Here is a 25,406-nt window from a genome sequence, read left to right as displayed (position 1 = left end):
AACGCAGGCGACGTTATTCGGGGAGTTTGTCCCCACCTTCCCGAAAGTCCGTACCTCGCGGGGCTACCTCCTTGACTGGAATCGGAACCGGATCGTCAGGCAGATCGTGGAGGAGAGCCGCCTCGTGGAGGTCTTCTACGGCTACGAGGGCGCCGACGAGGAGACCGCGCAGGATGTCGCCCGGCGGGTCGAGAAGAAGATCCAGATGCTTGGGCTGCAGTCGCTCTCCGGCCCCCTGATCCGCGAGATCGTCAACATGACGCTCCTTGAGCGCGGGCTTACGTCCTACCGCAACGTCTGTACGCGGGTGGGAACCCCGGTCTTCGACGCGCATCTCATCGATGTGGGGAGAGGGTTCGAGGCGCATGACAACGCCAACCTCCAGGAGAACGCCGAGACCTCGCATAAGAAGAAGGCGGACAAGATCAGCAAGGAGCAGTACCTCCTGCAGCTCCCTCCGGACCTTGCCGACCACCACCTCCGCGGCGATCTCCACATCCACGACCTGGAATACTTTGGTACCCGCCCGTTCTGTATCGACGGGAGCACGGCCATACCCGTGCGGATGGAGAACCGGATCCGGAGCATCCGTCCCGACGAACTCCCGATCGAAGGTGATGAGTGGCGCCCACAGGATCTCTGTGCGCTCACTCCCGGAGGATGGAGGCAGGTTACGAAGGTGACCCGGCGGCGGGTGAACCCGGGCGAGATGCTCCGGATACGGACATCCGGCGGGCAGTCGCTGATGGTCACCGGCGAGCACCGGATCCCGGTGCGGACCGGCGAGGGGATGGACATCCGCCGTGCCGACGAGGTATGCCCCGGGGATGCTCTCTACAGGATCACCGGGACCGATGCCGTCCGCGGGGAGAAGGTCGGGGCAATCGATCTCGTCCGGGAACTGCCGGCATCGGTCCCGGCCCACCTCCTCGAGAACGTCTACGTCCGCGGTGCCGGGGAGATCTTTGCCGCTGCGGTGCGAACCGGACGGGCTGTCTCGTATGCCGGGATCTCGCGAACCCTCGGCGTCGAGCACCGGAAGCAGTGGTATACGCGCGGGATCATGCCGGTAGCTCTCTTCAACGCCTTTTGCAGTCACTATGGCATCGAGGATTATGCCGGGGTCACTATCGGGGTCACCGGGAGCGAGCACGAACTGCCCGCCCTTCTCACGCTGACACCCGAACTCATCCGCCTTCTCGGGTTCTTCGTCGCCGAGGGCAACTACAACGCCGCGCCGGCGGCCGGGCAATACAACCTCGCGATCACCGAGAACCATCAGGCGCCCGCGATTCAGGCTGCGGCACGCGCCGCCCTGAACACCTATGCGACAGTCGCCGGCGGCAATCCAGGCACCACGGCCATCTACGGGGTCGAGGTGGAGCGCAACCGGGCGCTGCAGGTTTATTTCGGCGGCAAGGCGGCCTACCTGCTCTTCCGCTACGTCTTCGGCATCCCGGAGGGGGCAGCAGGAAAACGCCTCCCCTGGATCGTATACCATCTCGACGACGTGCTCCTCCACGAGTTCCTCTCCGCCCTCTTCACCGGGGACGGTTCGGCCTACTACCGCCCGGAGAAATCGGACTGCATCGTCAACTACACCACCGCGTCACCGACCCTCCGGCAGGAACTCTCGCTCCTGCTCACATCGCTCGGGATGACACCCCACATCGTCGAGCTCTACGGAGAGGAAGAGCGGCGGACGCTCTACCGGCTCCAGCTCAACGGCCGGAGGAATATCGAGACGTTTGCCCGGTATGCCACGTTCCTCGACGAGCGGCAGGACCACATCGACGGTTTCCTTTCTGCAGTGAAGGAGAGGCAGGTTGGAGAGCGGGAGGAGACCGTCGTCGAGGTCTCTGTGACAGAGCCGACCGGAGCGTACGTCTACGACCTCTTCCTCGACGGCGACGGGACCGAGGAGAGCCATACGTTCTTTGCCTCCGACGGCCTGCTCGTCCACAACTGCCAGGATTGGGACCTGCGCTACTTCTTCTACTACGGCCTGATGCCCGACGGCAACGGGACGAAAGCGTCGGTCGCCGGCCCCGCCAAGAGGGCCGAAGTGGCGGTCCTCCACGCGGTCAAGGCGCTCGGCTCCGCCCAGACGAACTTCGCCGGCGGCCAGGGCTACTACAACTTCCTCACGTTCATGGCGCCCTTCTTCGAAGGGATGGACTACGAGGAGATCAAGCAGCTGATGCAGATGTTCGTCTACGAGATGACCCAGATGATGGTCGCCCGTGGCGGCCAGGTGGTCTTCTCGTCGGTCCAGCTCTCCCCGGGCGTCCCGACTCTCTGGAAGGACAAGCCCTGCGTCTACCGCGGCAAGGTCTGGGACGGGAAGCAGGCAAAGCTCCGGACCTACGGCGAGTTCGAGCGTGAGGTCAGGCTCCTCTTCAAGGCGCTGATGGAGGTGATGCTCGAGGGGGACTACTGGGGCAAGCCCTTCTCCTTCCCGAAGCCCGAGATCAGCATCGAGCCCGACTTCCTCACCGAGAACGAGGAGTTCAACCGCGAGCACCCGGACCTCCCAACCTATCAGGACCTCTACCTGATGACCTTCGAACTCGCGTCAAAATACGGCACCCCTTACTACGACAACCAGATCCCCGGCTACCGGGGCGCCGGAGAGGGGATCTCATGCTATCAATGCTGTGCCTATCAATTTTCGTCGCTCGCCGACGAGGACGACGAGTTCGAGGACAAACTCTACTTCCGTGATGGGAAACACTTCTCGATGGGCTCCTGGCAGGTGATGTCCATCAACTGCCCGCGCGCTGCCTATAAGGCCGAAGGCGACCAGGAACGCCTCTTTGCCGAGCTCAAGTCACTCATGGACATCGCCGTCGACCTCTACCGGATCAAGCGGCGCTGGATGTCCCTGATCCGGACGAACGGGCGGATGCCGTTTGCGATGCAGCGCCCGAAGGACCCGAACACCGGTGAGCGCGGTGCGGTTGCCGTGGACCTCGAAGGGCTCGTCTACACCATCGGCATGGTCGGTGTCAACGAGATGGTGCAGCACTTCACCGGCCACCAGCTCCACGAGTCGAAGGAGGCGTTTCGCCTCGCCGTCCGGGCCATGACCGAACTCGAGATGTATGCCCGCGAACTCTCGAAGAAGCACAACATGACGATCGCCCTCGCCCGCACCCCGGCGGAGACGACCGGCCAGCGGTTTGCGGTCGCCGATCTCCTCGACGAGCGGTTCCGGGACCACGCCATCCGGGTCATCAAGGGCGACGCCAACCAGGCGGTCGATATGCTCGGCACGACGCTCGACCTCCCCATCTACTACACCAACGGGACCCACGTCACCCCGGGAGCCCCGGTCCCGCTCACCAAACGGATCGAGATCGAGCATATCTTCTTCCCCATCGTGGACGGCGGGAACATCTTCCACGTATGGCTCGGGGAAGCGCGCCCCGATCCCCGGGGGCTGATGGAGATGGCGATGAACCTCTGCCGGACGACCCAGATCGGCTACTTCGCCTTCACCCGGGACCTGACGGTCTCCTTGAAGGAGTACCGGGAATTGAAACCGGGGCGTCCGGATCAGGGGAAGGCGGGCGGGGTGTCCCCGGCAGCAGACCGGGCGGATGCCTGACCACGAGAGTACCTTTTTTGGTTTTGCGGGGAGACTCAGATAGGAACCGCCTGCCATGGGGCTACGGCGGTACCTGAGGCCATCCATGATCGATCTGACGACGCCACTCCTCGCCATCGATGTCGGCAGGGGCACCCAGGATATCCTGGTCTACGAGCCCGGCCGATCGATCGAGAACAGCATCAAACTGGTCCTCCCCTCTCCGACCGTGGTGACGGCGGCAAAGATCCGGCAGGCAACCGGGGCCGGACGCCCGGTCTTCCTGGACGGGTTCCTGATGGGCGGCGGCGCGAACACCGGTGCCATACGAGAGCACCTGGCCCGAGGTCTCCCCGTCTACGCCACGCCTGAGGCCGCCGGGACCATCCACGACGACTTAGAAAGGGTGCGGGCGACGGGTGTCGAGATCCGCTCCGCTCCGCCGGGAGACGCAATGATCGTCCGCACCACCGATTACATGAAACCGGAACTGCAAAAAGCGCTCTCCCTCTTCGGCGTGGATTATCCGGAGAACGTCGCGATCGCGGTCCAGGACCACGGCTACTCCCCGCACCGGAGCAACCGCATCCACCGGTTCGAACTGATGCGGGAGCGGCTGGACGCCGGCGACTGGGACCTCCTCTCGCTTGCCGTGGACCCACCGCTCGCCGATATGACCCGGATGCAGGCAGTCCGACACCAGGCGCCGGGCGCGCTCGTCGCCGACACCGGCCCCGTCGCCCTGATAGGGGTGCTCTGCGACCCGGTGGTCCGGGGCATGGCCGGGGCAGGGGTGACCCTCGTCAACGCCGGGAACGGGCACACCCTCTGCTTCACCCTGAAAGGGCGGGAGATCCACGGGCTCTTCGAGCACCACACCGGCGCGCTCGACCCTGAAAAACTCCAGCATTACATCCGGCGGCTCGCCGACGGCACGCTGACCTCGGAAGAAATCTTCGATGACGGCGGCCACGGGGCGGCGGTCAGAAAACCCCTCGCCACCGGTGCCGTGGTCGTCACGGGCCCGAACCGGCTCCGGCTGCTGCCGGAGGCATACCAGGCGGCACCCTTCGGGGACATGATGCTCTCGGGGTGCTTCGGGCTGATGCACCTCTGGAAGGAGTTCAGGGAGCGACGCTCTGAAAGAGCGGAGCTCGAGAAAACGCGAAGCGTTTTCGAGTAGCGAGGTTCCGCAGAACGACGTCCCGAAGGGACGGAGTTCGAGAAACCCGAAGGGTTTCGAGGAACCGAGTTTGGGCACTGTTAGGTGCGAGGTGCGATGTTGGTAGAGGATGCTGTAACGCCTCCTCATGGTCTCGCATCTTCGGTGCTCGAACTCCGCCTGCCCCTAGCGGGGCACGCGTCGCACTTCGAAGCCTGACGGCTTCTCAAGCTCCGATTGGCCCGTAGGGCCAATCATCGCAACTCGAAAACCCTCCGGGTTTTCTCGAGCTCCGGACGTTACGTCCGTCGCTCACCCGAACAGTCCCCCGAAGAACTCCATGATCTGGTCGACTATCGACGACGAGGTCGCGGACTGCTCTCCACCCTCATCTCCTCCTTCCAGGTCGTAAACGGCTGCTATCTCCTCCTTCCCGAGATCGCTTAAGGCCTCAAGGTGCCCGACCGCCCCGGCGACGATCGTGTCGTGGTCGGCGCCCCGGGCCCACGCCCCGGCCATCGTCTCCGTCGGGCGGAGCATCGAGTCCTGGATGCCTGCAAGCGCGTAAAGTTCGGGGAGGGAAGACGCCTCTGCCATGCCCGCGCTCCCATCGGGCCGGATGGCGAGTATCGGGTCGGAGACACCCGTCGAGATTATCTCCTGGCTGCCAGCAAATGCGTATGCCCGGAAAGCGAAGACATCCGGGTTCGACGTCAGGTTGGTGACCAGCCGTTCTTCGGGAAGGGTGAGGTTTGCAAGCGTCAGCCTCCCGGTGCGGGTGGCGACCGAGAACTCCCAGACGCCGCGTTCCCCATCCAGGAGGCCCCGGGGTTCGCGGACCCGTGTGATCTCGTAGACCCCGGTCTCGTCCGGCGGCGGGACCAGGACGACATAGGCCGGGTCCACCCCCGTGACCGTCAGGTTCCTGGCCTCGACCGTCACGGTGACGGTGAACGTCTCCCCCTCAAACGCTACCCGCGGGTGCCGACCGCCGAGGCGCATGGCCGGGTCGAGCAGCCAGTCGAGGTTCGCGATCTCCACCCCGCTCCGGGTGAGGGCGACGTTCTCCGGGGTCCGGTCGAGGAGCACTCCGACACCCTTGATGAGCAGACCGTTGTCCGGCTCGACGGATGCAGACGCCGTTCCGATCTCATTCCCCCCGGGGGTGGAGGACGAGGAAGGGTTGACGATCTGGTGGCCGCTCTGGACCAGCGGCCGGTCGCCGGACTGGTGCGCCTTCGCCATCGTCGCGCTCGGGCGCGGGGGGGCATACCGCTCCAGGGTTGGTGTCGCCACCGTCTCCTCCGCCTCCTCGTCGCTGGAGTAGTCAACGTACGCGGTCGACGTAGCGGCAGGTTCCGGGGAGGCTGTTGCATTTGCTGACGGCACCTCCTCTGTCTCTGAACCGTCGGTTTCGTTGGTGTTTGTGAGCACAACTCCGGTAAACTCCGACCGGGTCGTTGCGGCCGGGGAAGAAGTGAGCGCCGCAGTCGGTTCTGTCGTCTCCGGTGCTTCTCCGGGTGGCGACGTAGTCTCCCCGGTTGCCAGGGAGCGGGGCTCTCTCTCCTCGACGGCTTTATCCTCTGCCTCTTCAGGCGCCGGACTCTCTGCAGGCGTGATCGGCACTTTATTAACGGCGGGCTTCTCGCCCGGTGCATCGACGGTGCCGTTCTCGTCGGAGCCAGCGAGAGCGGACGTAAGAAGGGCAGCCATGCCGATACAGAGCACCAGGGCCCCGATAATGAGAAGATATCCCTTCAACGACACCACCCCGGGCATCCAGGAACTCCGCAAACCCCGTTCGCCGGTTCTGGCGCAGTTGACGCAGAATTAACTATCCGGGCGAGGACACCATTCATAGGAGACTCATGGAGCGCACACAGATATAAATAATTTCCGGGCAGGAGCGCGCTAAAAACCCCCTGCAAATCGCCCCGGGGAGAACTGTTTGCCTATGCCCCGGGATACCCCCGGATGTTGCCGGAGTACTGCAAAAAAAAGTGTTCAGGCAATCTCGTTCTGCATCAGCTGGACATCGGCGATGTCGTGCTGCCGCTGTGCGAGAACTTTTGCCTTGAAGATATTCTTCCCCGCTTTGCCGATGGCAAGGCCCCGGTCCTCGTCCCGGACCTCGATAAGGGCGACCTGCTGATCCTCCTCGTTGGTATCGAAGTCGATATCGGTGACCTGAGCAGGAAGGAAGCAGTTCCGGAGGAACTGGCCCGGGTCTGCGGAGTATTCCACGACCTCGATCCTTTTGCCCATCACGTCGGAAGCCTTCTTGATACTCGACCCGCTCTTGCCGATGGCAAGTCCCATATCGCCGGGATTGATCACGAAGATGATCCGCTCGTTGCGGTTATCAACGATACAATCGCGGCTGCCTGCGCCGGTAAGGCTCTCGAACTGGGAGATGAGGCGCATGCACTCCTCAGTCAGCGTGACCTGTGGCATTGTCTACACTCTCGCAGCACTCAGGATATCGGATTCGCCTGGCTCGACCACGGCAAGCGCGCTGACGACGTACGGCATACCGCAGGCTTTCCCGAGCTGGACACTCGAGCCTTCGTAGACGTAGACAGGGATATCGGTCTCTTTCACGAGATTCTTGACAGATTCCGGGCTGTTCTTGGCAACCACGACGAGTTTTGCCTTGCCTTCCTCGATGCATTCCTGGGTCTTGTTCTGACCGAGGAACACGGTACCAGTCTTCACGGCTTTACGTAGTGAAGCATTAAAGTCCATAGATGATTCTCCTAGATTTTCAGGGTTATGGGTTTTGCGATGAGTTTCACATCACCGGTGCCAAGCTGGATAGGCTGGCCCACGATCACGTTCTCGGTGACGCCGTTTAATTCGTCCACCTCGTTCGCGATTGCCGCATCCAGCAGATGGTTGACCGTCACTTCGAATGCAGCCCGGGAAAGGACACTCTCCTTCTCGCCGGCAATACCGTGCCGGCCGATCTGCTTGACCTCGCCGTCCATGCACATCATATCGGCAACGAGCATGATATGACGGACATCGACGCCGATACCCTGTTCGTTCAGGGTACTTAAGGCTTCCTGGATGATCGCGTTCCGGCCTGCCTCGATACCGAGCACATCGGCGATCTCGCTGATGTTGTTGCTCCGGGTGCGGGAGGTATCGACTCCTTCGACTTCGAAGACATCTTTTAGGTTGGAGCCCTCAGTATAAAGGATATACTCTCCGCCTTCCTTTCTGACGACTACCCGCTCGATGTCGTCGAGACCCTGAACGATGACGTTCCTGACATGCTCTGCGAGCTGGAAGAGGTTCTGGTAGCTCTCCCTGTTCTTCGGGGTGAACGTGATCGAGACCTTTTTCGGGTCTCCTTCGACATCAAAGTCCCGGAAGTGCCGCTTTTCCCGGATCTTCCTCGGGGCGGTCTCAAGGATCTCATCCACCCCGATCTTCCGCCGGTCACAGACCGCCTTGTTCAACATGACGAGAACCTGCATGTTCTCCATGTCGATGGTGATGTCCCCGAACTCGTGGAGCGGCGCGGCCTCGATCTGCCAGCTCACCTCACGGGCGCGGTCACGGTTGAACGCCCAGTCGTTGAGCAGGTAGACCGCCATCGTGGGGGTGCTCGGCTCACGCCGGGCGTCCATGATCTCGATGAGGCGGGGGAGGCCGAGGGTAACGTTGATCTCGGCCACACCTGCGTAGTGGAAGGTTCGCATCGTCATCTGGGTGCCGGGCTCGCCGATAGACTGCGCCGCCACGACGCCGACAGCCTCGCAGGGCTCGATCCGGCTCTTCCTGTACTCGGAGAAGACCATCTCGAGGATCCGGTCGAACTCCTCGTCGGTGACATCCCGTTCTTTCAGGCTCGCCTTCAGGTCTTCCCGGGTCCGGTAGGGTAGATCGAGGGTATCGATCCGCTGTTCCATATCGCTGTTCATTTGACCTCCTCCTTGAGCACGCTCTCAATGATGCCCTTCACGTCCACCGGGGCGCCGTAACTGCTCCTTCCGGGGTCGGTTCCGTCCTCGCCGTAGCAGAACTGGATGATCCGGCCGCCCGTCGTCCGGACGGTGCCGTCGTATGCCACCTTGAGGTCCTGCAGGGCGTTGATCATCCGCCGCTGGAGGTACCCGCTCTGCGACGTCCGGACCGCGGTGTCCACAAGACCCTCACGTCCACCAATAGCGTGGAAGAAGAACTCGGTAGGGGAGAGGCCGCTCTTGTAACTGTTGGTGATGAACCCGTGCGCCTCCGCACCGCGCTCGTTCCGCCGGAAGTGCGGCAGGGTCCGGTCCTCGTAGCCACGCATGATCCGCTCGCCACGAACCGACTGCTGCCCGAGACACCCGGCCATCTGTGTCAGGTTCAGCATCGACCCACGTGCACCGGAGACCGCCATCACCACGGCGCTGTTGTCCATCCCGAGATGCCGCCCGGCAATCTCACCGGTGCGGTCACGGGCCTTGCCGAGTACCTGCATGATCTGCATCTCGAGCGTCTCTTCAAGCGTCCGGCCCGGCATCGGCTCGAGTTGTCCCTCGTTATAGATCTTGATCCGGCGCTCGACGTCGCCGAGGGCACCGTTGAGCACCTCGTCGATCTGACCGTACTCGGTCCTGGTCAGATCTTCGTCGTCGATACCGAACGAGAAGCCTTCGAGCATGATGCCCCTGATCGAGAGTTTGGTCACGTCATCGATGAACCGGGCGGCACGCTTCATGCCGTGCTGCCTGATGATCCGGTGCAGGATCTGGCCGTCGAACGCGCCGATCCCCTTCTTGTCGATGGTGCCGGTGATCAGGTTCCCGTTGACGACCCGGACGAACGCATCGTTCTCGCACATCTCCCGTCGGCAGGTCTCGCAGTTCTGGCACGACGAGGCCTGGAAGAGCATGTTCAGGTCGTCGGGGAGGACGAGCGAGAAGACCTGCTTGTTCGTCCAGAGAGGGTTCCCGTCGTCGTCCATCCCGGCAGGCTCGGGCAGGTGCTCGATGGGCAGATGCTGGGTGAGGTAAAGCGTCTCCTCTTTGCTGAAGTGACGAACCGTGTGCGTCAGGAGGAAGATACCCGAGATGTGGTCGTGGATACCCCCGATGATCGGGCCGCCGGTCCTCGGCGAGAGGATGTTCGACGACACCGAGACCAGGATCTCGGCCTCGGCCCGCGCCTCCTCGGTCTGCGGGATATGCAGGTTCATCTCGTCGCCGTCGAAGTCGGCGTTGTAGGGCGGACAGACGGCCGGGTTCAGCCGGAACGTCTTCCCGTCCATCACGACGACCCGGTGGGCCATGATGCTCATCCGGTGCAGCGAGGGCTGCCGGTTGAAGAGGACGATATCGTTATCCTTTAACTGCCGCTCCACCGTCCAGCCCGGCTCAAGCATCTCCGCGACCGTCTCCAGGTTCGCGTCCGACAGACGCATCCTCCTGTTGTCCGGCCGAATAGCGTAGTTTGCGCCGCAGGGCGACTTGATAGTGGGGCGCTCGGGGCCGTTCAGGATGTACTGCCGCATCTCCTCGATGTTGAACGCGGTCACCCGAATGGGAAGCGTCATCTCGTTTGCAATGGCAAGCGGGATCCCGACCTCACCGATCGAGAGGTTCGGGTCGGGAGAGATCACCGTACGGGCCGAGAAGTTCACGCGCTTGCCGGAGAGCGAGCCGCGGAACCGCCCTTCCTTCCCTTTGAGACGCTGCGAGAGGGTCTTTAGGGGCCGACCGCTCCGGTGCCGGGCGGGCGGGCACCCCGCCACCTCGTTATCGAGATAGGTGGTGACGTGGTACTGCAGGAGCTCCCAGAGATCCTCGATGATCAGCTGGGGCGCGCCGGCGTCCTGGTTCTCCTTGAACCGCTGGTTGATCCTGATGATGTCCACGAGTTTGTGGGTCAGGTCATCCTCGGACCGCTGCCCGTTCTCGAGGATGATCGAGGGGCGCATCGTGACCGGCGGAACCGGGAGAACGGTGAGGATCGTCCATTCCGGCCGGGCGACGTCCGGGTTGACACCCAGAGCCCGCAGATCCTCGTCCGGGATCTTCTCGAGGCGCGCCCGGATGTCGGCCGGGGTCAGCTTGTGCTCCACCTTCCTTCCGTCTTCCACAAAGACCTCAGAGAAAGTGGTGGGCTTCTCGAAGTTGATCTTGAGCTGCTGCTCTCCGCAGTGGGGGCAGACCCGTTCTTTCTTGATGTCTTTTTCGGAGACGATCTCGCCCGCAAGTTCGCTATCCTCGGGCCCGACGATCTTCTCGACCTCTTCGGCCGTCATCAACAGCCGGGAACACGACCTGCAGGTCACCCGCAGGAGTTTCCGGATCAACCGGGTGTAACCGACATGGATGACGGGTTTCGCGAGTTCGATGTGCCCGAAATGACCCGGACAATCGGCCGCTTTCTGGTCGCAGGTCTTACACCGGAGCCCCGGATCGATGACGCCCAGGTTCAGGTCCATCAGGCCCTGCGGGTAGGGAAACCCGTCATCGTCGTAGGTGTCCGCCCAGATGATCTTCCGGACGCTCATCTTGCGGATCTCCTTCGGGGAGAAGAGCCCGAACTCGATCCTTCCAACACGTTTTGGACTGGTCATAGTTTGATTGTGCCCCCTCTCTTACACCATATCGTCGAGTCTCAGGCGGGGAGCAATGCCCATGCTCTTCATCTCGTCGAGGAGCAGCTTGAAGGCGTAACTCATCTCGACGGGGTAGATGTCGGTCTCGCCGCCGCAGGCAAGGCACCGCGTAACTTTCCTCTTCCGGTCCAGCATCGCCACCATGCCGCACTTCGCGCAGACCCACTGGGTCACCTTATCCGACTCATCGAGCAGCCGCTCTTTTAAGGCCATGGCCGCACCGTGACCGATCATCACGTCCCGCTCCATCTCACCGAACCGGAGACCGCCCTCGCGGGCACGTCCTTCGGTCGGCTGGCGGGTGAGCACCTGCACGGGGCCGCGCGACCGCGCATGCATCTTGCTCGATACCATGTGGTAGAGCTTCTGGTAGTAGATGACGCCGATGTAGATGTCGGCCGCAAACTGCCGGCCGGTGATACCATCGTACATCACTTCGCGGCCATTGTGCGAAAAGCCGAGTTCCCTGAGCGAACCCCGGAGGTCCGCCTCGCGTTCGCCGCGGAATGCGGTCGCATTGATCCGGTGGCCCTCGAGGGAACCGACCTTGCCGCCCAGCATCTCGAGCATGTGCCCGATGGTCATGCGGCTCGGGACGGCATGAGGGTTGATGATCAGATCGGGTGTCATACCCGACTCGGTGAACGGCATGTCCGCCGAAGGCTGGATGAGCCCTATAACACCCTTCTGCCCATGCCGGGACGCGAACTTGTCGCCCACCTCCGGGACCCGGAGGTCACGGGTCCGGACCTTCACGAGGCGCGAGGAGTTCTCGCCCTCGGTGATGATGACGGTATCCACGATGCCATGCTCGTTGCTCCGCATCGTGACCGAAGTGTCGCGCCTTTTTTCGACGGCGATCAACTCGCTCGTAGGCTCCTCAAGGAACCTCGGCGGGGAAGTCTTCCCAATCAGCACGTCCTTCTCGCGGACGACCGTCTCGGGGTTGATGACGCCGTCGACGTCGAGGTTCGCGTAGAACTCGGCTCCGTGCGCGCCGGAGACCTCTTCGTCCGGAACCTGGATCCGGTCGACCTGGCCGCCCGGATAGCGCCGCTCCTCACCGTCGTAGGTGCGGAAGAAATGCGAGCGCCCGAGACCCCGGTCGATGGAGGCCTTGTTGATGATCAGCGCATCCTCAATATTGAACCCCTCATAAGAGATGATCGCGACGACGAAGTTCTGGCCTGCAGGCCGGTCGTCGGAACCAATCACATCGGAGGTCTGGGTGAAGGTGAGCGGCTTCTGGACGTAGTGGAGCATGTGCCCCCGGGTGTCGGGGCGGAGTTTCATGTTCGAAGCCCCAAAGCCGAGCGCCTGCTTGACCATCCCGGCGCCCATGGTGACACGGGGGCTGGCGTTGTGCTCGGGGAATGGAACGTGTGCCGCACCGATACCCAGGATGAGCGAGGGATCGATCTCGAGATGCGTGTGTTCGGGACTGAGGTCCTCCTCATTGATGGCAATGAAGAGATCCTCCTCCTCTTCGGCATCGACGAACTCGATCGCGCCCTTCCGCACCACGTCGGCGAAGGTCATCTCGCCGTTTCGGAGGCGTTCGATGTCGTCGCCGATCACCTGCGGCATGCCGTCCCGGACCACGATCAGGGGGCGGCGTGCTCTGCCGCGATCGGTGTGGACGATGACATCGTTGTTGAACTCCTTGTACGAGACGTTGACCTCGAGAGGGATCTCGCCGCGTCGGCGCATATCGCGCATCCGCCCGACCAGTTCCCGGGGGTCGTCCACGAGCCCGATAAGAGCTCCGTCAACGAAGACACGTGACTGCCTCATGCCGTCTCTCTCCGGAGGGCGATGACGCCCATATCATACAGAATGTTCTTCACTTCCTCTTCGTTGATAACGCCCTTGCTGATCTCGACCATCTGGGCGAAGTTCTTCACCAGTCCACAGTTCGGACCCTCAGGGGTCTCGCTCGGACAGATCCGGCCCCACTGGGTGGGGTGCAGGTCACGGGCCTCGAAGTGAGGCTGCGAACGGGAGAGCGGGGAGATGACACGCCGGAGATGCGAGAGCACCGCCATGTGGTCCACCCTGTCCAGGAGCTGCGAGACACCGGTGCGCCCGCCCACCCAGTTGCCGGTGGCAAGCGGATGCAGCAGCCGTTCGGTCAGGACGTCCGCGCGCACGGCGGTGCCGATCGAGAGGTCGCGGTGGCGCATGCTGGCCCGCTCGAGCTGGTACTTCACGTCCCTCGTTAAGCGGTTCAATGAGATCCGGAAGAGGTCTTCCATCAGGTCGCCGGCAAGTTTCAGCCGCTTGTTCGCGTAGTGGTCCTTATCGTCGATCCGGCGCCGGTCAAGCACCAGGTCGAAACAGGCCTCGGCCATGCGGCCGAGGAAGTGTGCCTTTGCGAGGCGGACACCCTCGACCGTCGAACGGTATGCAGGGTCTTCCTCTTTTAAACCAATCGGCATCAGGTAGTTTAAGTGCGGAAGGAGGTAGTTGTCGAGGACGAACTCCGCCCGCTTGCGCTGGTAGTCCCGGGTCTGGTTGGGGGCGAGTTTCTTCCCGACATACATGACGCCGTCGTCGACCGTGTCGCACTCGCTCTCCTCGAGGTTCTGCATCATGAAGGTAAGGATCTCTTCATCGGTGGAGACCGCCTCCACGATGTCGTGGTCGCCCTGGAGCCCCAGCGCCCGCATCAGGTCGACGAAACGGAGGTGCCCGGCGACCGAGGGGAACGAGACCTCGAGAAGGTTCTTCCTGTTCCGCTCGACGATCACGAGCGCCCGGTAGCCCCGGTACTGCGAGAAGACTTTGGCAACGTAGATCCGCTCGTTGTACCGCTCGGTGAACTCGGTCATGATCTTGTTCGAGGCGAGGTCTTCGAGCGTCATCAGCACCCGTTCCGTGCCGTTGACGATGAAGTAGCCGCCGGGGTCGAGGGGGTCTTCGCCGTGCTCGGTCCGCTCGGCGTCGCTCATGTTGTAGAGGTTGCAGGCGGCCGAGCCCACCATCACCGGCAGCTGCCCGATGATCGTGACGATCGGATCCTGCGGCTCTTCGCCCTGGACAAGCGTCATCTCGAGTTGAATGGGTGCCGCATAAGTGAGGTTCCGGAGGCGCGCCTCGCTCGGGAAGAGTTCGGACTGCGACCCGTCCGCCTCGCGAACCCGGGGTTTCTTCACCTCGATCTTGCCCAGTTCAACCCATACGGCCTCTTTTCCCTTCCCACGGGTCTCAATGTCGGTCTCGATGATACGTTGTTCGTCGACGACTTTCTGGAGGTTGTACAGGAGGAAGTTATTATAAGAGTCTAACTGGTGGCGCGCTACATGCTCCCGTGAAAAATATGCTCTCGATAAAACACTTCTGTCTAACAGATGGATCAGCTCCCGGCCTCTTGAATTATTTCTTCGGTCTCTTCACGACGAGCCTGTAGGCTTCGGCTCTGCCTGCCGTGCGACTGTCACGAGTAATCCGGATGACGTTCCCGACATCGCCCCCGATAGCCTTCACTGCAGGATCGTCATGATACATTTTTGGCAGTTGTTCTAAAGAGATATGGTACGTCGCAAGAAGGTCCGTGACCTCTTCTGCGTCCATAATCTGATGGTCCGGCACCATCTCATGGTTAAGTACGTCAAGTGAAGTGCCCATCGCCTACACCTCACCGACGAAAAAGTTACGTATCAGATGCATCACCTTGTTAAAATCCATAGACATCGCCCATGGCAACGGGCCCAAGGGGATTTGAACCCCCGACCACCTGGTTAAAAGCCAGGCGCTCTACCTAACTGAGCTATAGACCCCGCACGTACTGCCATCCAGCATTATTACAATGCGAGAATAGTATAAATAATTTACTTGCAGGCGTATCATATAATTCGCAGTCTAACAATATAAACTTTTCAATTCCCCACTCCCTGCAGACCCACCGGAATGTTTAATGCTCTCTAAATATCCTGTTCATGTATATTCTCCCGGATCAGGGTGCCCGCATGACTCCTTCCAAAGACCATGTCAATACGGCCATATCGGCCATATCCGGGATAACATTGAGCATATACCTGCTCATCGCCGCCTCGCTCTCCCTGCTCGCGATCTTCTCCTTTTACGATGTTCTCCTGCAGGTAGTGGCGCTCATCCATGCCGAAGACATGACGCAGGGCGTACTTGAGGTGCTGCACGCACTCCTCCTGACCCTCATCATCGTGGAGATTCTGGAGACGGTGACGGCGTATTTCAGGACCAACAGGGTCCTGGTGACGCCGATTCTGATCGCAGGCATCACCGCAATGGTGCGGCGGGTGCTGACCTTCGGGGTCGAACAGATCGACCCCGTCGATGTCGGCCTGACACTCGCAGCGATTCTCGTGCTGACGATCGCGATCGTCTTCATCGGAAAGCAGGAACGCGCGGACAGTTCGTAGAGGATGGAATGAGAAAGGAGAACCCGAAGAGACTGCCCGTCGCCATGTCGGCCGCCCGTTCCCCACTGCTCTCTGCAAGCGCGCCGGTCTGAGAAGGGCCTCTTCAAAGCGGGGGATGAGATCGCTCAGCGCACCTCGAAGAGGTCTGCAAACTGGGTCCGGACCTGATTCAGGCGCTCTTCCTGGAGCCTGATGCTCGCCGCCATGCTCTTTATGGCCCTGGTGATGTCCTCACCCATTCCCGCCCGGGCGTCCTTGATGCTGTAGGTAGTCTCCAGGATCTTCAGGAGGCGCCTGTTGATATCGACGCTTTTGGAGAGGCGCTCATACTCGTCGACGATCCCGGGGTCCACGCCGGCCTCGCGCGCACGCTTGATATCGGCAGCGATGGAGTGCCGGCGTGCCAGCACATGCTCTATGGCCTCATAGAGCTGGTGGTGGGTGGTGGGTTTGAGGATATAGTCCTCGATGTAGGTGCCATATTCGTTGGCCTCCTCAGGGGTGAGGGGTTTCGCCGTCAGCATGAGGACAGGGATATCCCGCGTCTCAGGATTGGTCTTGATCTTCCCAAGCGTTTCCCAGCCGTCCATCGGCTCCATCATGATATCCAGAAGAACCAGATCCGGAGGGGTCGTATTCAGGACCTTCAGACATTCCTCGCCGCTAAAGGCGGTGATCGGCCTATACCCACCACGCTCCAGCATAGTAACAAAAACGTCGACGATCATGGGGCTATCATCGACAATCAGTATTGTGTACATTATGCCTCCTCTCCGATTCTGACTGCTATATCCAATAACTGTCTCTGTACTGTAGAGAGATCTGCAGACTTCTCTATTACCGCTGTGATCAGGGCAGTCTCCCCGGCACTCACGATGAGGATCGTGGCGTCGGCTGCGGAGATGGTGACCATGGACGGTCGCTCTATATTGGCACTGCCGCAAGCTGCCTCCGCCGATGCAAGGACCGTTGCGCACATTGCTGCAAATAGAGACGACGAAAGATTCCCTTCCCGGAAGTACTTACCCATGATCCTGCCCTCATCAGATACGAGAGCACATGCAGCGACACCGGCGACGGATCGGATCTCATCGACGTATCTCGGGGCATTCTCTTCCATGAAAGGACGACCACTCATCTGATTAACCCCGGTATAATCTCACTAAAATATTTGCGTCGCATCATATATGAATATCGAATCAGTATTGCTCCAGACCTTTTTTACCCCGCTTTTCTCAACGCTCACCGGGCTATTGCCGCCCCTAAGACAGGAGACACTTCCGCTGCAGAACTAAAAGGCCCGGGGGCATCTTCACGGAATCGAACAGTGGAGACAACTTCAGACGCTTATTCCCCGATTTTGTCCGGTAAAGGACGCCTCACGGTTTTAAAAACGAATTTACGTCTCGCTAGAGAGAGAGTCAAACAAATAAGTATAAATTTAACAACTACGATCTATCCTTGAGACGGTTTTAGATGATCAGGGCCTACACCATCGCCTCAGGGAAAGGCGGAACCGGGAAGACGACCGTCACCGCAAATCTGGGGACAGCGCTGGCTCAGCATGGCAGGGAGACCTGCATCATTGATATGGACATAGGCATGGCCAACCTCGGGCTGGTGCTGGGGCTCGCAGAGACGCCGGTCACGCTCCATGAGGTTCTGGCAGGGGAGGCGCTGATCCGCGATGCGATGTACGAGGGGCCCTACGGCCTTAAAGTTGTGCCGAGCGGCCTGTCGCTCCGGGGCTTTCAGAATGCAGATCCCGAACTGCTCAAAGACGTGATGTGCGACCTCACCGACCGCTGTGACTTCCTGCTCCTTGATGCGCCTGCCGGCATCGGCACTGATGCAGTCGTACCGCTCACTGTGGCTGACGAGGTCCTGCTGGTTGTAAACCCCGAGATCTCCTCGCTCGTGGATGCCCTGAAGATCAAGATCCTGACAGAGACGATCGGCGGCGCCGTCGGCGGGGCCATCCTCAATCGGGTGACCCTGGAGGAGACCGACATGAACCGGAGAAAGATCGAGAAGACCCTTGGTGTGTCGATCATCGATACGATCCCCGAAGACGCAAACATACGGAGAGCGGCAGCGGCAAGGACGCCGGTCGTCGTGAGATCGCCAGGATCCGAAGCATCAAAAGCGTTCAGAAGAATCGCAGCCTCTTTAGCGGGCTTCCCTGTTGAAGAAGAACCCCAGGAAGTACAGGAAGGGTTTGTCGAGCGGCTTGCCCGCGCACTATTCAGGAGAGAACCATGATGACTGATATTAATGCAATCATGATAGTCTTGCTCTCGGTAACCATCATCTGCCTGCTGTTTATCATGTACGTGATGTACGTGCGCATCCAGCAGCTCCTCACGGAGGTCAATGCGTTGACAGGCAGGATGGAGATCACCGGCAGCGAACTTGAACAGCTGACACGAAGCGTCGAGGAGTATAAGAGAAGCCGGGGATAGAAGTTCTACCCTCCCCCACAAAGCGAAGATATATGTGTAATTCGAGCATAGATTATGAGGAAGGGGCCATAGGGTAGCCTGGCCATCCTAGGAGACTGGGGGTCTTCTGACCTGCGTTCAAATCGCAGTGGCCCCATCAGACCATTTTTTCTCTTTCACTGGTGTATTTAGCTGCAGCATGAGATTTTATCAGGGCTGCACGGATTGCCTGATCAGCCGGGTCGAGTACGAGAGCCGGCTCTGTATCGACGATCCGGTGCGCGTCCAGACGATCGTCGATGCGTGCCGGGACCTGCTCCGGCGCATCTCCGTCGACCCGGTTCCCGCACCCGTCATCGCGAGCAGGGTGCACCGCCTCGCCTACCGGATGATCGGCGACGCCGACCCCTACCGGCTCTTGAAGAGGGGCAACAACGAGGATGCGACGGCAGTCTGCCGGAGGGTGCGCGGCGACCTCTCGACGTTCCATGACCTCGTGCTTGCGTCGGTCATCGGTAACACGCTGGATTACGGTTCGAAGGCGCATACCGTCACCGACAACTTCGTTGAGTTCTTTCGCCGGGAGTTTGCGGCGGGACTGACCGTCGACGATACCGAAGCCATGGAGTCTCTCACCTCCCGGGTGGTCTACCTCGCCGACAACTGCGGGGAGATCGTCTTTGACACCCTCCTCGCCGACCACCTCAGGAAGAGTGGATCGCACGTCACGTTTGCCGTCCGGGGCGCGCCGATCTTAAACGACGCGACGATGGAGGATGCGGTGGTGCTCGGGCTCGACCGCCGTGTCGACCTGCTCACCCCCACCACGGACGGCATCGCCGAGCTCGGCCTGAACCGGGAACTCATCCCGCCCCTCCTTGCCGATGCCCTTGACCGTGCAACGCTCGTCATCGCCAAGGGCATGGCCAATTACGAGTCGCTCTCCGACGAGCGGGACCTCCCTCCCGTGGCTTTCCTGATGTCGGTCAAGTGCGGCCCGATCGGCACGGATATCGGCATTCCAGTCGGTTCCCGCGTCGCCCTCCTTCGCGAGTGACCCCGGCGGGCAGGTACGGACGGCGAGACCGGGTGGCGCGGGCGCCGGGATCCCCCCCGACACATCGCCGGACGACCGGCGGCGCATATAAACATGACGGTCAAAATTTTCTGCGATATAATCAGTTCTATCGGTTAAATGGAATTTTTCGCAACCTGGTTTAGTATTTAAATCGACATATAAGCCGAAATATTTATTAGATAATATTATATAATGAGCACCATAGATACTGGATTGGGGAAAGACCACACCCAGCAATCACCAGTTTACTCAATTCCAGTCAGCAATCACCACACCCCACACACCAAAACACCTACCGAAGACACAAGGGTTCGGTCAGGGGCAAACCGGAGTATACGGTGCTCCTGCACCAGTGTTCAGCGACCACAATTACACCGGGCCATGAAATCTTCGGGTGTGGCCCCCCACCTCATTCCATAAAGGCCAAACCCCACCTCCTTTTTATCGTCACCCGGATCGCAAGCAGCCTGAGGCCAGGCCGTTATGCCGGGGATACTCCCGGTTCGGTGCAGTATAACCTGGTTTCTCGGGTAAGGCCTTCGCAGTTCGACGTGAAGTGACTGTGGAGCAGTGCCGATACAATCTCACGCTTGAGAAAAACGAAGTTCTTCGAAAACGCGAAGCCGCGAAGAGAGTGCTAACAATAGCGCTTACTTCGCGTGTGATCTCGTCGCATCCTTTTCCAGTTACCTCGCACAAAGACGCGAAAGGAAGAAGAGCGGTTGCAGGAAACAGAAAGCCGGAGAGAAGATAGGAGCGACTCGCACCTCCGGTGCTTCTGCTCCGACCGTCGTGCCGCGCCTCTCAGCCGAAGATCTTCCGGGACATCTCCAGCGCCTCGATGGCGGGCATCTTCTTCCCGGTCAGGAACTCGATCGCCGCCCCTCCGCCGGTGGAGATGTGGGTGAACCGATCCTCGATACCGAGCCGTTCGATGGCCGCACCGGAGTGCCCGCCGCCCACCACCGAGAACTCCACGGCAGAGGCCGCCTTCAAGAGCTCGAAGGTGCCGACGGCGAACGATTCCTCCTCAAAGAGCCCGGCCGGCCCGTTCACCACGACCGTCCCGGACTTCGAGATCTCCTGCGAGAGGAGGTCGATCGAATCGCGCCCGATATCGAGCACCTGGGCGTTCTCCGGGACGGCATCCACCGGGTACTCGACCCGCTCGCCGTCCTCACGAACAGCAACCGAGTGCGGCAGAGAGAGCCGGTCCCGGTAGGTCTCGAGGAGGTCTTTTGCCTTATCGACCTCGCCCCGGTAGCCGAGGTCGTCGATCAGCCGGGCCGAAGGCCGCCCGATCTCGTAGCCCGCCGCAAGCAGGAAGACGTTTCCGACCACACCTACCACGATGACGCGGTCGGCCGTCCCCCGCTCGAGGACGTTCTCTGCGACCGCGATCGAGTCGTCCACCTTCGTCCCACCGAGCACGAACGTAACGGGACGCGGGGCGCCGGAAAATACCCGGGAGAGGTTCGCGACCTCTTTCTCCATCAGAAGGCCGCCCACCGACGGGAGCGCGAGCGGCAGTCCCACGATCGACGGCTGTGAGCGGTGCGCCGTGCCGAAGGCATCGTTGACGTAGAAGTCGGCCATCGACGCCAGCCTCCGGACGAGGAGGGTCTTCTTCGCCTCCTCGGGCTTTAAGGTCAGGTTCTCCTCGGCGGCAAACCGGAGATTCTCGAGCATCAGGACATCACCGCGCTTTGCGCTCCGGATCGCTTCCCGGGCACATCGCCCGAAGATATCCTCGACGTACGTCACCGGGCGGCCGAGCAGCCGCTCCAGTTTCTCCGCGTGGGCCTCAAGCGTCGTGAAGTCCTTCTTGCCGGGCCTGCTCTGGTGCGTGAGGACGACAAGCCGCGCATCCTCGAGTGCCTGCACCGTCGGCAGGTGCTCCCTGAACCGTTTGTCATCCAGAATCTGGTTTGACGAGGGGTTGATGGGCGAGTTGAAATCAACCCGCAACATCACCGTTCCCGTCAACTTCCCAGCATCAGCGAGCGTACCGATCTCCACCGGGTATCACCTGTTTCTCTCGATCAGGTGCTCCGCGCCTTAATCTTTTTCAGGCGGAAGAGCTCCTCACGCTCCATCTCATCGAGCCGCATCTTGATAAAGTCTCTGGCTTCCGTGAGCTCCGGGATCACCTTGAACTCGAGCGCGTTCACGCGCCGCTTGGTGCCCTCGATCTCATCGAGCAGCCGCTTCATGGTCGTCTCGATCTCGGCCGCCTCGATGATGGCTTCGAGCAGGTCCTCGAACGCCTCCGCGGTCTCGTCGATGACGGCAGAGGTGCCAAGCATCCCGTAGCCGCGGTCGAGCACGCCCTTCCGGACCGACGACGCCTGGATCTCCGGGACGACGACGCCCATGATGTTCTTGCTTTTGAGGGAGATTGCGGGGACGTCCGCCGTCGAGAAGGCGGCGGCCTTCACCCCGATAGCGCCCTCGACCGTCTCGGCGAGGGCAATCATCTCCATCGCACGCGTATACCGCTCCATCAGTGCGCCGCGGCTGTCTTTCGCCTGCTGCAGCACCTTGAAGAACTCCAGGATCAGCCCATCGCGCTTCATCTTGAGGATGTTATAGCCGCGCTCCGAGAGCTTGATCCGCCGCTTGATGTTGATCAGCTCCGAACGGGTCGGCTTGATATCTCGTAGCGCCATGGACACTTACCCCTGGGCCTTCTTCCGGTACTTCGGGTGATACTTCTGGATCAGTTCGCGGTCGATACGCACGAGCTGCTCCTCCGGCAGCGTCGCGAGGAGGTCCCAGCCGAGGTCGAGCGTCTCCTCGATCGCCCGGTCTTCGTACAGGCCCTGCCTGACGAACCGGTCCTCGAAGAGGTCGGCGAACTCGAGGAACATCCTGTCGCGCTCCGAGAGCGCGTCCTTGCCGACGATGGCCACGAGGCCCCGGAGATCGTTGCCCTCCGCGTATGCCGCGTAGAGCTGGTCCGAGACCTTCTTGTGGTCCTCGCGGGTGTGCCCCTTCCCGATACCGAGGTTCATCAGACGGGAGAGCGAAGGCAGCACGTTGATCGGCGGGTAGATACCCTTCCGGTGCAGATCACGGTTGACCACGATCTGTCCTTCGGTGATGTAGCCGGTCAGGTCCGGGATCGGGTGGGTGATATCGTCGCCCGGCATCGTCAGGATCGGGATCTGGGTGACCGAGCCCTTGACGCCCTTGATGATACCGGCACGCTCGTAGATGCTTGCAAGGTCCGTGTACATGTATCCCGGGTAGCCGCGCCGCCCGGGCACTTCCTCACGGGCCGCGCCGATCTGACGGAGCGCCTCGCAGTAGTTGGTCATATCCGTCAGGATGACCAGCACGTGGTAGCCGAGGTCGAACGCCAGGTACTCGGCTGTGGTCAGCGCGAGACGCGGCGTGATCGTCCGCTCGACGGCCGGGTCGTCTGCAAGATTCAGGAAGACGACCGAACGCTCGAGAGCGCCCGTCTTCTCGAAGTCGGCCATGAAGTAGTTGGCCTCCTCCCGGGTGATACCCATGGCCGCAAAGACCACGGCGAACTCTTCCGTCGAGCCGGGCACCTTCGCCTGCCGCGCGATCTGGAGCGCCACGTCGTTGTGGGGCAGACCAGAAGCCGAGAAGATCGGGAGTTTCTGACCCCGGACGAGAGTGTTCGTCCCGTCGATGGTCGAGATACCCGTCTGGATGAAGTCCTCGGGGGACGAGCGGGCGTAGGGGTTGATGGCCGCACCGGTGATCTCGAGCCGCTTTTCGGGCACGATCTCCGGGCCGCCGTCGATCGGCTTGCCGCCGCCGGAGAGGATACGACCGAGCATGTCCTTTCCGACCGGCATCTTGATCGTCTCGCCGGTGAAGCGGATGCCCGAGTCCCTGCCGATGCCTGCGGTGGTCTCGAAGACCTGGACGACCACGATCTCGTCGCTCGTATCCAGCACCTGGCCGCGCTTGACCGTGCCGTCGGCGGTCACGATGTTGACGAGCTCGCTGTAGCCCACTGGCTCCGTCTTCTCGACGAAGACCAGGGGGCCTGCAATCTGTGCAACCGTTCTGTACTCCTTCATGGTTACACCGCCCTCATCGCGTCAAATTCAGCTTCCATGTCTTTCATAATCTTCTCAAGTTCGGGCTCGTAGTCCTTGATGAACTTGATCTGCGGAAGCTCGTTCTTGCTCTTGATGCCGATGACCTGTTGCGGGGTCGCTCCGCCCGTCTGGGCGGTACGCGCGAGGTCGGCGTAGTGCTTGATCGCCTTCATCATGTCGTACTGCTTGGACATCGGGCAGAACGTGTCCACCGCATCGTAGGCGTTCTGTTGCAGGAAGATCTCGCGGATCATCCTCGCCACCTCGATGGTGACCTGCTCCTCGTCGGGCAGGGCGTCGGAACCGACCAGCTGAACGATCTCCTGGAGTTCGGCCTCTTTCTGGAGGACGCCCATCGCCCACGCCCGGAGCGGGTTCCACTCGGGCGAGACCTCTTTGTCGTACCACTCGTTGAGCGCGTCGAGGTAGAGCGAGTAGGAGTTCAGCCAGTTGATGGCCGGGAAATGCCGGCGCTGCGAGAGCTTCGCGTCCAGTGCCCAGAAGACCTTGACGATACGCAGGGTGTTCTGGGTGACCGGCTCGGAGAAGTCACCGCCGGGCGGCGAGACCGCGCCGATGACCGATACGGAACCGCCGGCACCGTTCAAGGCGATGACACGGCCCGCACGCTCGTAGAACTCCGAGAGGCGTGCCGCAAGGTATGCGGGATACCCTTCTTCACCGGGCATCTCCTCAAGACGACTCGAGATCTCACGCATCGCCTCCGCCCACCGGGAGGTGGAGTCGGCCATCAGCGAGACGTCGTAGCCCATGTCACGGAAGTACTCGGCGATCGTGATGCCCGTATACACGGACGCTTCACGGGCCGCGACGGGCATGTTCGAGGTGTTCGCGATCAGCACCGTCCGCTCCATCAGCGGTTTGCCGGTCTTCGGGTCCTCGAGTTCCGGGAACTCGGTCAGAACCTCGGTCATCTCGTTGCCGCGCTCGCCGCAGCCGATGTAGACGACGATCTCGGCATCGGACCACTTCGCAAGCTGCTGCTGGGTGACCGTCTTGCCGCTCCCGAACGGTCCGGGGATGGCCGCCGTTCCGCCCTTGGCGATGGGGAAGAGGCCGTCCAGAATCCGCTGACCGGTGATCAGCGGGATGTCCGGGTTCAGTTTCTGTTTCACGGGGCGGGGCACACGGACCGGCCAGCGCTGGAGCATCGTGATCTCGGTGCCGTCCTCGAGGACGCAGATCGTCTCGTCGACCGTGAAACTGCCGCCCGAGATCTCCTTGATCTTGCCGCCCTTTGTTTTGGGCGGGACCATGATCTTATGGACGATGTTCGTCTCCTGGACCGTGCCGAGGATGTCGCCGGCCTTGACTTCGTCGCCCTTCTTTACCGTGGGCACGAACTCCCACTTCTTCTCGTGGGAGAGGCCGGGGGCCGAGACGCCGCGTTCGATGAAGTTGCCCATCTTGTCCACGAGCACTTCGAGCGGTCGCTGGATCCCGTCGTAGATACTGGTCAGCAGACCGGGCCCGAGCTCCACTGCGAGCGAGAGGCCGGTATTCTCCACCGGCTCACCGGGCCTGATGCCGGCGGTATCTTCGTAGACCTGGATGATGATGTTCTCACCCTGGATCTTGATGACCTCCCCCATCAGTTCCTCATTGCCGATCTTCACCACGTCGTACATGTGTGCGTCGAGACCGACAGCAGTGACGACCGGCCCTGAAATTCGTTTCAGGGCACCCTGAGCCCTGTTTTCTTGTCCTTTCTTCATTGCTTCCACAGATCAACACCCACCGATCTCTTGATTTTCTCTCTCATCGACAGGCCGCCCTCTTCTCCGCCGATAGCGATTACCGTCGGCTTAACGGAGTTCTCGAGGGTGGTGCGAAGTCGCAGGGGGATCCGCTCCATGTCGCTGCCCTTCAGCACGAGAATGCCGACGTCCCTGTCCTGGAGCACCTGGTTAATCTGCTCGACCAGCCGCTCGTCGGTCTCGGCCGCGTAGGTCTTCCTGACGCCCGCGAGCCTGAAACCGAGGATGAATTCACCGGTACCGACAATTGCGATCTCCAT

At 61.2% G+C, this 25,406-nt stretch carries 21 protein-coding genes and 2 tRNA genes; 7 read left to right on the top strand and 16 right to left on the bottom strand.

The features are described from left to right. Positions 1-205 precede the first annotated feature (205 nt). Positions 206-3,610 (top strand): anaerobic ribonucleoside-triphosphate reductase, encoded by a 3,405-nt coding sequence (nrdD, locus tag DIC75_RS03140; protein WP_434220822.1) that lies wholly within the window; start codon positions 206-208, stop codon positions 3,608-3,610. 85 nt (positions 3,611-3,695) lie between these two features. Then, entirely contained in the window at positions 3,696-4,772 is a 1,077-nt protein-coding gene (locus tag DIC75_RS03135) for a DUF1786 domain-containing protein (RefSeq protein WP_250986547.1), read from the top strand. 291 nt (positions 4,773-5,063) lie between these two features. Here the strand turns inward: DIC75_RS03135 and DIC75_RS03130 are convergent, their stop codons facing one another. From DIC75_RS03130 to DIC75_RS03090, 9 genes are all read right to left on the bottom strand, one after another. Continuing rightward, positions 5,064-6,530, bottom strand: coding sequence for a hypothetical protein (locus DIC75_RS03130; protein WP_250986546.1), 1,467 nt, complete (start codon positions 6,528-6,530; stop codon positions 5,064-5,066). Between the two features lie 225 nt (positions 6,531-6,755). Continuing rightward, the gene (locus DIC75_RS03125; RefSeq protein WP_250986545.1) at positions 6,756-7,205 is read right to left on the bottom strand and encodes a NusA-like transcription termination signal-binding factor; all 450 of its coding nucleotides are present in this window, start codon (positions 7,203-7,205) and stop codon (positions 6,756-6,758) included. 3 nt (positions 7,206-7,208) lie between these two features. Then, positions 7,209-7,496, bottom strand: coding sequence for a 50S ribosomal protein L30e (locus DIC75_RS03120; protein ID WP_250986544.1), 288 nt, complete (start codon positions 7,494-7,496; stop codon positions 7,209-7,211). An 11-nt stretch (positions 7,497-7,507) separates the two neighbouring features. Further along, positions 7,508-8,668, bottom strand: a complete 1,161-nt coding sequence (rpoA2, locus tag DIC75_RS03115; RefSeq protein WP_434220821.1) for a DNA-directed RNA polymerase subunit A'' — start codon at positions 8,666-8,668, stop codon at positions 7,508-7,510. An 8-nt stretch (positions 8,669-8,676) separates the two neighbouring features. Beyond that, on the bottom strand, positions 8,677-11,325 hold the full coding sequence (locus tag DIC75_RS03110) for a DNA-directed RNA polymerase subunit A' (protein ID WP_250986542.1): 2,649 nt from the start codon (positions 11,323-11,325) through the stop codon (positions 8,677-8,679). A gap of 21 nt (positions 11,326-11,346) precedes the next feature. Then, positions 11,347-13,161 (bottom strand): DNA-directed RNA polymerase subunit B, encoded by a 1,815-nt coding sequence (gene rpoB / locus DIC75_RS03105; RefSeq protein ID WP_250986541.1) that lies wholly within the window; start codon positions 13,159-13,161, stop codon positions 11,347-11,349. After that, positions 13,158-14,717: a DNA-directed RNA polymerase subunit B'' gene (locus DIC75_RS03100; RefSeq protein WP_250986952.1), complete on the bottom strand. Its 1,560-nt coding sequence runs from the start codon at positions 14,715-14,717 to the stop codon at positions 13,158-13,160. Before DIC75_RS03100 ends, rpoB begins: the two co-directional genes overlap by 4 nt. Positions 14,718-14,742: 25 nt before the next feature. After that, entirely contained in the window at positions 14,743-14,994 is a 252-nt protein-coding gene (locus DIC75_RS03095) for a DNA-directed RNA polymerase subunit H (RefSeq protein ID WP_250986540.1), read from the bottom strand. Between the two features lie 78 nt (positions 14,995-15,072). Beyond that, positions 15,073-15,146 (bottom strand) — tRNA-Lys (locus DIC75_RS03090). Positions 15,147-15,335: 189 nt separating this feature from the next. Between DIC75_RS03090 and DIC75_RS03085 the strand changes: the two genes are divergently transcribed. Beyond that, complete coding sequence (locus DIC75_RS03085) at positions 15,336-15,767, top strand: phosphate-starvation-inducible PsiE family protein (RefSeq protein ID WP_250986539.1); 432 nt, start codon at positions 15,336-15,338, stop codon at positions 15,765-15,767. 125 nt (positions 15,768-15,892) lie between these two features. On the opposite strand, the gene DIC75_RS03080 is transcribed toward DIC75_RS03085, so the two are convergent. After that, complete coding sequence (locus DIC75_RS03080) at positions 15,893-16,528, bottom strand: response regulator (protein ID WP_250986538.1); 636 nt, start codon at positions 16,526-16,528, stop codon at positions 15,893-15,895. Next, on the bottom strand, positions 16,528-16,887 hold the full coding sequence (locus DIC75_RS03075) for a roadblock/LC7 domain-containing protein (protein ID WP_250986537.1): 360 nt from the start codon (positions 16,885-16,887) through the stop codon (positions 16,528-16,530). The genes DIC75_RS03080 and DIC75_RS03075 overlap by 1 nt, the downstream gene beginning before the upstream one ends. 356 nt (positions 16,888-17,243) lie before the next feature. On the opposite strand from DIC75_RS03075, the gene minD reads away from it, so the two are divergent. The 4 genes from minD (at position 17,244) to DIC75_RS03055 (ending at position 19,265) form a co-directional block, all read left to right on the top strand. Next, positions 17,244-18,029: a cell division ATPase MinD gene (gene minD, locus DIC75_RS03070; RefSeq protein WP_250986536.1), complete on the top strand. Its 786-nt coding sequence runs from the start codon at positions 17,244-17,246 to the stop codon at positions 18,027-18,029. Beyond that, complete coding sequence (locus DIC75_RS03065) at positions 18,026-18,229, top strand: hypothetical protein (RefSeq protein WP_250986535.1); 204 nt, start codon at positions 18,026-18,028, stop codon at positions 18,227-18,229. Before minD ends, DIC75_RS03065 begins: the two co-directional genes overlap by 4 nt. Before the next feature lie 62 nt (positions 18,230-18,291). After that, positions 18,292-18,365: transfer RNA gene (locus DIC75_RS03060), tRNA-Pro, on the top strand. A 42-nt stretch (positions 18,366-18,407) separates the two neighbouring features. After that, positions 18,408-19,265 (top strand): damage-control phosphatase ARMT1 family protein, encoded by an 858-nt coding sequence (locus DIC75_RS03055; RefSeq protein WP_250986534.1) that lies wholly within the window; start codon positions 18,408-18,410, stop codon positions 19,263-19,265. An 825-nt stretch (positions 19,266-20,090) separates the two neighbouring features. Here the strand turns inward: DIC75_RS03055 and DIC75_RS03050 are convergent. From DIC75_RS03050 to DIC75_RS03030, 5 genes are read right to left on the bottom strand one after another with little or no spacing between them, the layout of a single operon-like run. Then, a complete protein-coding gene (locus tag DIC75_RS03050; protein ID WP_434220819.1) occupies positions 20,091-21,305 on the bottom strand; it encodes a phosphoglycerate kinase in 1,215 nt (404 codons plus the stop codon). 23 nt (positions 21,306-21,328) lie between these two features. Beyond that, a complete protein-coding gene (locus DIC75_RS03045) occupies positions 21,329-21,955 on the bottom strand; it encodes a V-type ATP synthase subunit D (protein ID WP_250986533.1) in 627 nt (208 codons plus the stop codon). 6 nt (positions 21,956-21,961) lie between these two features. Then, positions 21,962-23,347: an ATP synthase subunit B gene (locus DIC75_RS03040; protein ID WP_250986532.1), complete on the bottom strand. Its 1,386-nt coding sequence runs from the start codon at positions 23,345-23,347 to the stop codon at positions 21,962-21,964. Between the two features lie 2 nt (positions 23,348-23,349). Beyond that, the gene (locus tag DIC75_RS03035; protein ID WP_250986531.1) at positions 23,350-25,104 is read right to left on the bottom strand and encodes an ATP synthase subunit A; all 1,755 of its coding nucleotides are present in this window, start codon (positions 25,102-25,104) and stop codon (positions 23,350-23,352) included. Continuing rightward, a complete protein-coding gene (locus tag DIC75_RS03030) occupies positions 25,101-25,406 on the bottom strand; it encodes a V-type ATP synthase subunit F (protein WP_250986530.1) in 306 nt (101 codons plus the stop codon). The genes DIC75_RS03035 and DIC75_RS03030 overlap by 4 nt, the downstream gene beginning before the upstream one ends.

The sequence above is a fragment of the Methanoculleus oceani genome (genome assembly GCF_023702065.1).
Taxonomy (GTDB): Archaea; Halobacteriota; Methanomicrobia; order Methanomicrobiales; family Methanoculleaceae; genus Methanoculleus; species Methanoculleus oceani.
Note: the sequence above shows the minus strand (reverse complement) of the source record. Positions and strands in the feature narration are given on the sequence as shown.

Coding starts and splice junctions, on each gene's coding strand:
- DIC75_RS03075 (WP_250986537.1), bottom strand. CDS start 16,887: ATGGAAGAGAATGCCCCGAGATACGTCGATGAGATCCGATCCGTCGCC.
- rpoA2 (WP_434220821.1), bottom strand. CDS start 8,668: ATGGAACAGCGGATCGATACCCTCGATCTACCCTACCGGACCCGGGAA.
- rpoB (WP_250986541.1), bottom strand. CDS start 13,161: ATGAGGCAGTCACGTGTCTTCGTTGACGGAGCTCTTATCGGGCTCGTG.
- DIC75_RS03120 (WP_250986544.1), bottom strand. CDS start 7,496: ATGGACTTTAATGCTTCACTACGTAAAGCCGTGAAGACTGGTACCGTG.
- DIC75_RS03055 (WP_250986534.1), top strand. CDS start 18,408: ATGAGATTTTATCAGGGCTGCACGGATTGCCTGATCAGCCGGGTCGAG.
- DIC75_RS03030 (WP_250986530.1), bottom strand. CDS start 25,406: ATGGAGATCGCAATTGTCGGTACCGGTGAATTCATCCTCGGTTTCAGG.
- DIC75_RS03125 (WP_250986545.1), bottom strand. CDS start 7,205: ATGCCACAGGTCACGCTGACTGAGGAGTGCATGCGCCTCATCTCCCAG.
- DIC75_RS03095 (WP_250986540.1), bottom strand. CDS start 14,994: ATGGGCACTTCACTTGACGTACTTAACCATGAGATGGTGCCGGACCAT.
- minD (WP_250986536.1), top strand. CDS start 17,244: ATGATCAGGGCCTACACCATCGCCTCAGGGAAAGGCGGAACCGGGAAG.
- DIC75_RS03110 (WP_250986542.1), bottom strand. CDS start 11,325: ATGACCAGTCCAAAACGTGTTGGAAGGATCGAGTTCGGGCTCTTCTCC.
- DIC75_RS03080 (WP_250986538.1), bottom strand. CDS start 16,528: ATGTACACAATACTGATTGTCGATGATAGCCCCATGATCGTCGACGTT.
- DIC75_RS03130 (WP_250986546.1), bottom strand. CDS start 6,530: ATGCCCGGGGTGGTGTCGTTGAAGGGATATCTTCTCATTATCGGGGCC.
- nrdD (WP_434220822.1), top strand. CDS start 206: ATGCTTGGGCTGCAGTCGCTCTCCGGCCCCCTGATCCGCGAGATCGTC.
- DIC75_RS03040 (WP_250986532.1), bottom strand. CDS start 23,347: ATGAAGGAGTACAGAACGGTTGCACAGATTGCAGGCCCCCTGGTCTTC.
- DIC75_RS03135 (WP_250986547.1), top strand. CDS start 3,696: ATGATCGATCTGACGACGCCACTCCTCGCCATCGATGTCGGCAGGGGC.
- DIC75_RS03045 (WP_250986533.1), bottom strand. CDS start 21,955: ATGGCGCTACGAGATATCAAGCCGACCCGTTCGGAGCTGATCAACATC.
- DIC75_RS03035 (WP_250986531.1), bottom strand. CDS start 25,104: ATGAAGAAAGGACAAGAAAACAGGGCTCAGGGTGCCCTGAAACGAATT.
- DIC75_RS03065 (WP_250986535.1), top strand. CDS start 18,026: ATGATGACTGATATTAATGCAATCATGATAGTCTTGCTCTCGGTAACC.
- DIC75_RS03085 (WP_250986539.1), top strand. CDS start 15,336: ATGACTCCTTCCAAAGACCATGTCAATACGGCCATATCGGCCATATCC.